At 35.5% G+C, this 2637-nt stretch carries 4 protein-coding genes; all 4 read left to right on the forward strand.

The window, feature by feature from the left end; all coding sequences use genetic code 11:
- Positions 1–1400: hypothetical protein (locus tag NF27_RS12500; RefSeq protein ID WP_039457469.1), on the forward strand; the 1400-nt coding region annotated here is incomplete at its 5' end.
- A 1-nt stretch (position 1401) separates the two neighbouring features.
- Positions 1402–1692, forward strand: a complete 291-nt coding sequence (locus NF27_RS06875) for a DUF6980 family protein (protein ID WP_039457472.1) — start codon at positions 1402–1404, stop codon at positions 1690–1692.
- An 82-nt stretch (positions 1693–1774) separates the two neighbouring features.
- A complete protein-coding gene (locus NF27_RS06880; RefSeq protein ID WP_275574615.1) occupies positions 1775–2026 on the forward strand; it encodes a hemagglutinin repeat-containing protein in 252 nt (83 codons plus the stop codon).
- Between the two features lie 49 nt (positions 2027–2075).
- The coding region (locus NF27_RS06885; RefSeq protein ID WP_239647830.1) for a hemagglutinin repeat-containing protein at positions 2076–2637 on the forward strand (562 nt) is incomplete at its 3' end.

Raw genomic sequence — 2637 nt, forward strand, 5'->3', positions numbered from 1 at the left:
GGACGATAGTTTGTGAAGGCGATACTTGTGAAACTGAAAAAGCAAACCGAGATGCAACTCAACCGCAAAGCTGGTCTACAAACTATGATATTGAAACAATCAAAGGGTACTTTAGTAATTTTAATACAGAAGAGGCTAAACGCAACATACCAAGAGATGAGAACGGGAATATAGATTGGGAAGAAGCTGTAGGAGGGTATTTCCGATCTGCATATGATCAGTTTACCAAGATATTTGCAAGTGATGATAATGATGATGGTGGGGAATGGGTTGAAATTGAGCCTGAGGACTACAATAAATATTATGAAGATGAGGAAGAAACTGAATCTAAAAATAAAGAAAATAGGAATAAACAAGAAGGAGATAAAGAGGAAGGTTCTAAGGATAAAAAGCAAAAGCCTACAGCTGAGGAAAAAGAATCAGCTAAGCAAGAGGATAGAGAAAGCGCTGAATATAAAGGAGAAGGAAAGCAATCATCTATACCTACTAAAGAATTTTATTTTGAGGAAGAAGGAGAGTGTTATGGGTCAATGCATAATGAGCAAACCTCTGCCTTACCTCAAAAATACCAAGACATAAAAGCTAAAGCAGATTTAGTGGGAGAAGCAAGAGCTCAAATATTTATCGAAAATTTAGAAATTATAGCTGAAAGCAGTTATCAAGTACAAGGTAATAAAATAATTGTTAACTTACCTGCAAGCTCGACACTTATGTCCACAGCAAGCCGTGGAGTTAATTTAGTTTTTGAGATAGTTGATGCAGAAACAGTAAAATCAGGGGCTGTCAAATTTGGAAAAAATTTAATAAAAGTTGGTAAATTTGCAGTCAAAATACATCCGGCAACAAGAGGATTAATTACAGCTTATGAGACATATAAATTTATTGAAGAAAACCAAGATCAAATAAAACAAGGATTAATAGACGCCGGAGAGTTTGTAGAGGAGAAGTATAACAAGCTTAAAGATAGTGTAAAAAATATATTTAACAAAGTTAAAGATAGTGTTAGTAGTAATAAAGCAAGTAATGTAAAGGATAATGCAGGCAAGTTTTCTTCATCATCTTCCGCAGGTGCGCCAGATCCGGATGATCCAAACGAACCACAAAATAATAAAGAATGGAAAGTTGAAAAATATGATAAGGTAATGCATAGTGATCGCTTTGGAAAAATGTATCGTGATCCACAAGCAGTCAGTGAGAATGGAAAAAAACTTTGGTGGTCTAAAGATACAGCAAATCATGGAGGAAGTAGATGGAAAGTATTCGAAGAGACCAGCGAAGGGTTAGTTCATTATAAAGATGCTGATAAATTCGGAAGTTTTATGCATGATAAGCATAAAGGACCTACAGGCCAGTTCATACCATGGAAGGAATTAAAAGGGCTAACAATAAAAGGTAAATAAAATGAGTCATTGTTGCAAAAATATGGATTATTATATGGCTAAAAATGAGGAATTCGAGTTTGATAAGCGACATAGACTATATACCGTCAAACTATCGAGCTCCAAAAATGCTACTCATCAGTTATTATATTATTGCCCATGGTGTGGGACTAAATTGCCTGAGAGTTTAGCCACTAGGTGGTTTGAAATTTTGAAAGCTGAGTATAAATTAAATGATCCTATATTTGATGATGCAAATAAAGTTCCTGAAGAATTCAAAACTGACGAATGGTGGAAGAAGCGAGGGCTTTAAAAAATTATATTAAGTTAGTTTATAGCCTTAGCGGGGTATATATTATCCCTATAAATACTGGTTTAACCGAAAGGCAAGTTCCATTAAGGGTAAGCTAGTTAATCTGGTAGTGGGAGAAGATCTAAGTCTAAAGGGTAGTTATATTAACGGGGAGAAAGTTGATATTGATGTAGCAAAGAAGATAATTATAGAGAGTGTAAGGAACAGAAATAGGGAAGAACATAGTAGTAGCGGGTTTAATGTTGGAGTATCTGTCACTTGGGCTGGAGGAGTTACACCTAACATAGGGATTAGTGGAGATAGGAGTATAAAGAATAAAGACTTTACAAAATAGCACCAGTGATGAGCTAAGGATGTTAGCTACTCAAGTTAAAGCATATAATATGTACTTAAAAACAAAGTATCTTGATATACAAGGTGCGAGGGCAGAATATAATGCGAAAAGCATGAGCGGACAAGTGGATCTTGAAATACCTCTTACAGAAGGAATGACACCAAGCTTATCTGTTGCTATCCAGAAAGGCAATCAGTATCAAAGTCTGGTTATGAATGCAGAAATACATGTCAGTGGAAACTTAAAGATAGAAGTTGAAGGACATGCAAATATGCAAGGTGTGTTTTTAAAAGCCAGTAGCCTTGAAGCAAGTTTTGAGAGTTTAACCTTGGGCTCTATGCAGGATATTATAGAAAATGAAAGCTTTGGAGTAAATTTAGGAATTAGTTTAAGCAACTTAAATTTAAATGGAATTGGAGTAGAACATAGCAAGCGTGATGCGCATGTAGTTAAGCGATTAACTGCAATGTTAGGTGAAACCAAAGCTCATATAGTAGTTGCCCATGCCTTAAGGCTAAACGGAGCAATGATAGCAAATGCACAAGTTAATGAAGACGGAAGTTTTACAGATCACGGACATTTGACCTTAAAAGTAGGTGAGTTATTTGTTC

It is taken from the genome of Candidatus Jidaibacter acanthamoeba (assembly GCF_000815465.1).
GTDB lineage: Bacteria > Pseudomonadota > Alphaproteobacteria > Rickettsiales > Midichloriaceae > Jidaibacter > Jidaibacter acanthamoebae.

Bases quoted from the DNA above. Each gene is read 5' to 3' on its own strand.
- NF27_RS06875 (WP_039457472.1), top strand. From the start codon at position 1,402: ATGAGTCATTGTTGCAAAAATATGGATTATTATATGGCTAAAAATGAG.